General features: G+C 58.3%; 6 protein-coding genes. All 6 read left to right on the top strand.

Annotated features, from left to right (window positions below; all coding sequences use genetic code 11):
* Positions 1 to 255: 255 nt before the first annotated feature.
* Entirely contained in the window at positions 256 to 1,107 is an 852-nt protein-coding gene (locus O2807_10910) for an IclR family transcriptional regulator (protein ID MDA1001007.1), read from the top strand.
* Positions 1,108 to 1,204: 97 nt separating this feature from the next.
* On the top strand, positions 1,205 to 1,660 hold the full coding sequence (locus tag O2807_10905; GenBank protein MDA1001006.1) for an SRPBCC domain-containing protein: 456 nt from the start codon (positions 1,205 to 1,207) through the stop codon (positions 1,658 to 1,660).
* Positions 1,661 to 1,665: 5 nt separating this feature from the next.
* Positions 1,666 to 2,544 (top strand): xanthine dehydrogenase family protein subunit M, encoded by an 879-nt coding sequence (locus tag O2807_10900; protein MDA1001005.1) that lies wholly within the window; start codon positions 1,666 to 1,668, stop codon positions 2,542 to 2,544.
* A complete protein-coding gene (locus O2807_10895) occupies positions 2,541 to 3,041 on the top strand; it encodes a (2Fe-2S)-binding protein (GenBank protein ID MDA1001004.1) in 501 nt (166 codons plus the stop codon). The genes O2807_10900 and O2807_10895 overlap by 4 nt, the downstream gene beginning before the upstream one ends.
* Entirely contained in the window at positions 3,031 to 5,328 is a 2,298-nt protein-coding gene (locus O2807_10890; protein ID MDA1001003.1) for a xanthine dehydrogenase family protein molybdopterin-binding subunit, read from the top strand. The genes O2807_10895 and O2807_10890 overlap by 11 nt, the downstream gene beginning before the upstream one ends.
* On the top strand, positions 5,315 to 5,920 hold a 606-nt coding region (locus tag O2807_10885), incomplete at its 3' end, for an FAD-binding protein (protein ID MDA1001002.1). The genes O2807_10890 and O2807_10885, both read left to right, overlap by 14 nt.

The raw sequence follows: 5,920 nt of genomic DNA, 5'->3' as shown, positions 1-5,920 counted from the left end.
GGCTGGCACATTGCCGCGGCCTGTTCCAGACGCCGATTGCAGCTTAATTAAGAATTCGCCAGGCACACGATTGCGCCGCCCCGCCGGTACACTTTTAGACTGCCCTTTACAATTCAATCTAAAATTATCAATTCACCATGCACAGGTAGGCACAGAATGCGCTTTTCCAAGGAAAGAATCTTCCCTTGACACAATAGAGGACAGGGGTTAACAATTATTGATACTGAAAACTAATTATCAATATGGAGAATATATATGAGCGGCTCTCCTTCTGCTTTATACAAGGCATTCGACATCCTCGAAGCTTTTTCGCGCACCAAAGAATTAAGTGCCAAAGATCTCTACGCTCTGCTACACATTCCGATGGCGACGCAGTACCGGATCCTTCGCGCCCTGCAAGAGCGGGGCTATATCATGCAAGATCCCCAGAACCGGCGGTACAAGCTCGGGCTTAAAATCCTCCATCTCAGTGCGGCTGCACTGGAACACCTCGATATCGCCGAGGTGGGATGGGAAATTCTTCGGAGCTTGTGGGAAGAGACCCAAGAGACGATTCACCTCGCCATGTTGGACGGCGTCGAAATAGTCTACGTGCAGACGCTGGAAAGCCCTCAGCCAATCCGCTTGGTCTCACGAACGGGCGCCCGCGCGCCGGCTTATTGCGTGGCCTCGGGGAAGGCTATCCTCGCCCATTCTTCGAAAGCCCATGTGGAAGAAGTCGTCCTCGCGGGTTTTAGGCGATTCAACGCGAAAACCATATGCACGGTGAAGGATTTCAGAAGCGAACTCAGAAAAATCCGTGCAAGGGGTTTCGCCATCAGCCGAGGGGAATGGAGAGAGGAGGTGTCCGGTATCTCGGCTCCTGTCTTCGACCATCGTGGTCAGGTGCTGGCTGCAATGGGCATTTCCGGTCCCACCGAGCGGTTCACGGAAGCTCAATTGCCCGTACTTGGCAAGGCGGCCTTGCTCGGCGCGGCTGAGCTTTCCAAAATGCTCGGCTCGATGTCGCCGAATTCATTTTCCGGTGAGAGGGTTGACGGAGGCGCCTTACACAGGAAGGGGCGGAACGTTCCGGCAAAGAAGGCCGTTTCCACCGTGAAGAAATGAAGCGAATGGTCGGCCTGGATTCGATCAAGGCGCAGGTGATAGCTCGCATCCAAGAAGGTGATCTTATCGATGCTTCTTAATCTCGGGTGTAGACGAAATGGATATTAACAAGAAGGCGGTGATTCATCGGGACCCCGAAACCGTCTGGAAAGGCCTGTGGAACATCGAGGGGGTAGCGGGATGCATCGAGGGATGCAAGAAGGTTGAAGTCATTGAGCCAAATAAGCGCTACGGAGCCACGGTGGTGGAACGCGTGGGGCCGTTTTCGGTGAGCATTAAGATGGAACTTGATGTCGTCGAAAGCGAGGAAAACCGCCGTCTCGCCATCGAGGCCAGCGGAACGGACGACAAGCTGGGAACCCGGGTACGCTGGCGTGCGGACGTTGGTCTCGAGCCGGAAGGAGACAACCATACGGCTGTCGAAATTCGCCTCCATGCCGAAATCCGGGGAAAGATCGCCTCCCTCGGGGAGGGGCTGGTGAAGCGCAAGGTACATGAGGGTCTCGAGAAATTTACTTCTTCTTTCGCGCAAATGATTGAAAGTGAGTCGTAGCCCGTATGCAGCCATTTACGCTCCATCGCCCCGACACCCTGGATGAGGCGCTCCAACTCCTGGAGAAGCAGGGCGAGAGCGCACGGGTGTTTTCGGGTGGCACCGAGATCCTGCTCTTGATGAAGCAGGGTTTTGCCTCATATGAGCATTTGGTCGATCTCAAAGGTGTCAAATCCTTGGCTGGTCTGGAAATCCGCAGGGGGGACGGGGCTCTGGTGATCGGTTCCGGCGTCACCCACCGCCAGCTGGAAAATTCTCCTCTTGTCCGGGAGGAATTTTCACTGCTTGCAGAGGTGGAGGGCAAGGTGGCGAATGTGAGGGTGAGAAACACAGGTACGCTGGCGGGGAATCTGGCGTTTGCGGAGCCCCACTCGGATCCGGCCACCTTGTTGATCGCTTGGGGGGCGAAGATCCGAATCCGGGGTGCCAAAGGGAGTCGCGAAGTTCCAGCGGAGGAATTCTGGGCGGGAGCGTTTGAGACGGCCATCGGGCCCGGGGAGGTTATCGAATCAATCGAGATACCGCGACTTTCCGATGGATGGAGCGGTGCCTATTTGAAATTTGGAATACATAAACGGCCGAGCCTCGGCATTTCGGCTTTTCTCCGGCGGAGTGAGTCGGGCCGAATCGAAGAGGCCCGTGTGGCCGTCGGTTGCATCGAGCCCTCTGCCCGGCGGTTGGGAGAGGTGGAGGAGGCTCTCTGCGGCAAAAGCGATTCCGACCTCGATGGCAACCTCAGGGATGTCGGTGCTCTGGCGGCAAATGGCGTGGATCCGATCAGCGACCTCCACGGTTCGGTCGAGTACAAGCGAGGTCTGGTGGCGGAGTTTACAGCCCGAGCGGTGCGACGTGCCCTGAATGGAGTTGGAGAGGAACAACAATGAGCCCCATCGGCGTTCCACCCATCAGGGAAATCCCCCTCCGGACGATTGTCAATGGAAAGGCCTATGAGAGGATGATTCTTCCCGAAACCCTCCTCTTGGATTTTCTTCGAGACGAGCTTGGACTCAGGGGAGCCAAGCGATCTTGCGACATGGAGGTGTGCGGAGCGTGCGCCGTCCTCGTGGATGGCATGGCGGTGAGCGCCTGCACCATGCTGGCGGCCGACATCGAGAGCAAGAAGGTGGAAACCATCGAGGGGCTGGCCGAGAACGGCAAGCTCCACCCCCTTCAGCAGGCCTTCGTGGATTGCTTTGCACTCCAGTGCGGGTTTTGCACCTCCGGTCTCATTATGGCCGCACTGGCCTTGCTTCGGGAAACGCACAATCCAGATGAAGAGACGATACGCCGGCAACTCAATGGAAATATATGCCGATGCACGGGATATCGGCGGATTATCGAAGCAGTCCGCAAGGCAGCTGTGGAGATGAATGGTGGATAAAAACCATAGGAGCGACCCGCTCCGCGTAGACGCCAGAGAAAAGGTGACAGGTCAGGCGACCTATACGGGGGATTTGTGCATTCCAGACATGCTCACCGCCCGTGTTCTGCGCAGCCCCCTTCCGCGGGCGAGGATCCGCAGCATCGATGTGTCGGCCGCCGCCTCGTTGCCGGGCGTGGCGGGGGTCCTGACTGGGGACGATCTGCGTGAGATGGATCCTTACTTTGGCGTGGCCATGAAGGATCAGCCCATCCTCGCCATCGACGTGGTTCGGCATGAGGGGGAACCTGTCGCGGCGGTCGTGGCCAAGGACCCGGCCGTAGCCGAGGCGGCGTTGAATCTCATCGATGTGGACTATGAAGAGGAGGACCCCATCCTCGATCCTGTAGAGGCGATGAAAGAGGACGCCCCAATCGTCCATGAGACCATGCGGCCCTCAGTTCTTTTCTCCGACATCCACACCTTGCGGTTCCGACCTGGGACCAACATTTGCCACCACTACCATTATGACAAGGGAGACGTGGAAAAAGGATTTGAGGAGGCGGACCTCGTTCTGGAGGACACCTTCCGCCTCCCCGCCATCCATGCCGTCCCTCTTGAGCCCTTCATATCCATCGCCCAGGTTCAGTCCGGCGAGGTGACCATCTGGTCCTCCACCCAGCATCCGTTCCCGGTCCAAAAAGACATCGCCCTTCTCTTCGGTCTTCCTGTGAACGCGGTTCGTGTGATCGTCCCCTACATCGGGGGCAGCTTCGGCTCGAAAGCCTACTCAAAGGCTGAGCCCCTCGCGGTGGCACTGGCCTGGAAAGTGGGCAAGCCGGTCAAGGTCGAGCTCTCGATGGAGGAGATGTTCCGGTCGATCACCCGCCATCCCGCCGTGGTGAAAAGCCGTGTGGGGGTAAGGGGCGACGGAACGCTCGTTGCGAAAAAGGTTGAAATCATCATCGATACGGGCGCCTACGCCGACACCGGTCCGCGGGTGGCGAACAAGGCCGGGTACCGGGCCCCAGGTCCTTACAGGATTCCCCACCTCTGGGTGGATTGCTACGCCGTCTACACGAACAACATCCCCTCCGGTTCCTATCGTGGCTTCGGAGCGCCACAGGTGGGATGGGCATGTGAGTCCCAGATGGACATGATTGCCGAGCAACTCGCTCTGGATCCGGTGGAGATCCGAAAGAAAAACCTCCTCAACCGCGGAGATATCTACGTTCCCGGCAAACGTCCCCTGGACTGCGATGTCCACGAAATCCTCGGCCGGGCGCTCGATCTGGTGGGCTGGGACGCTCCGCTGAAATCCTCCCCGGGCAAGCGGCGCGGCCGCGGGATTGCCATGGGCTTTAAGGATGGTGGCGGAAGCCAAACAGTCTCTCAGGCTTCAATCCGGCTTCACGCCGACGGATGTGCGACGGTCCTCATGGGAAGCGTTGAGGTGGGCCAGGGGGCTTTTACGGTCATGCGCATCATCGCGGCCAAGGAACTCGGCCTTCCGCTGGAGAAGGTCCGACTCAGCCCTCCCGACACCGCGATCAGCCCCTATGATCAGGCTACATCGATGAGCCGGACGACGGTTTCAATGGGACAGGCCGTCAAGCGCGCGTGTGACAATGTTCGGAGTGCACTGGCAAAAGCAGCGGGCGATTTGTGGGACATGCCTCTGGAGAAAATCACCGTCGCCGACGGTCAGGTTTTCCGGGACGGGGAGGGTCACTCCTACGGCGAGGTGATTGAGGCTTACTTCGGGATGCCTGTGGGTGAGCTTGGCGGCGATGGCATGGTCCGCATGGAGGATGAGGGAGGCGTGGTGGGAGATCGCTCTTTCTGGGAGATTTCCGTCGGTGCGGCAGAGGTGGAGGTGGATGAATCCACGGGTGCGATTGAGGTCTGCCGCTACGCCTCGGTGATCGACGCGGGCTACGCCATCCACCGCGAGCTCGTCGAGACACAGGACGAGGGGGCTTCCATGCAGGGTATCGGCGCGGCCCTGTTCGAGGAGATGGTCGTCGAGGATGGCCAACTTATTAACCCGAATCTGATCGACTACCGAGTTCCGACCTTCGAGGATCTTCCAAAAGAGTTCCGTTCGGACATTTTGGAGCAGGGTGGGGGGCCTGGTCCTTACGGGGCAAAAGGGGTGAGCGAGAGCGGGAACATCGCAGCCTCGCCTGCCATCGCCAACGCTTTGGCGCAGGCGACGGGCGTGCGAATCAAGGAACTTCCGCTCTCTCCCGAGCGGGTATGGCTCGCATTGCAGGCGAAGAAAAAACAAGACAATGGGGACTCCTGAAATGGAAGAAGAGCGGTATTCTTGTGATGTTCTCGTCATCGGCACTGGCGCTGCGGGCTGCCGTGCGGCCATCGAGGCGAGTGAGCACTCCGCTGATGTTATTCTCGTGGCGAAGGGAGTGTTCGGCAAGTCGGGCACGACGAATCTCGCCTGCGTCGTATACGACGCCGCGCTGGGGCACGCGGACCCCAAGGATTCTCCTCAAATCCACTTTGAGGACAGCGTCATTTATTCCCGCTTTCTCGCCGATCAGGATCTGGTCCGGACATTCACGTGGGGTGCCCCCAAGACCGTCTACGATCTCGAACGGTACGGATTGTCCTGGTATAAGACGGAGGACGGCCGATTTTACCAGCTGAATTCTCCTGGCCTCAGATACAACCGAGGCGTCCATTACAATGAAACCACTGGCAAGAAAGTCCAGACGGCCCTCGTTCGTGAAATTAAACGGTCCACCCGTAGAAACATCCGCGTCATCGAAGATCTGTTCATCTTCCAGCTTCTGACCGAAGAGGGCGCCGTCACCGGCGCGGTGGGACTCGACCTACAGCGTGACCGTTTCGTCATCATCCAAGCCGGTGGCACCATTCTC

The organism is bacterium (assembly GCA_027622355.1).
Taxonomy (GTDB): domain Bacteria; phylum UBA8248; class UBA8248; order UBA8248; family UBA8248; genus JAQBZT01.
This window is presented reverse-complemented; position numbering and strand designations above follow the sequence as displayed.

Bases quoted from the DNA above. Each gene is read 5' to 3' on its own strand.
- O2807_10910 (MDA1001007.1), top strand. From the start codon at position 256: ATGAGCGGCTCTCCTTCTGCTTTATACAAGGCATTCGACATCCTCGAA.
- O2807_10905 (MDA1001006.1), top strand. From the start codon at position 1,205: ATGGATATTAACAAGAAGGCGGTGATTCATCGGGACCCCGAAACCGTC.
- O2807_10900 (MDA1001005.1), top strand. From the start codon at position 1,666: ATGCAGCCATTTACGCTCCATCGCCCCGACACCCTGGATGAGGCGCTC.
- O2807_10895 (MDA1001004.1), top strand. From the start codon at position 2,541: ATGAGCCCCATCGGCGTTCCACCCATCAGGGAAATCCCCCTCCGGACG.
- O2807_10890 (MDA1001003.1), top strand. From the start codon at position 3,031: ATGGTGGATAAAAACCATAGGAGCGACCCGCTCCGCGTAGACGCCAGA.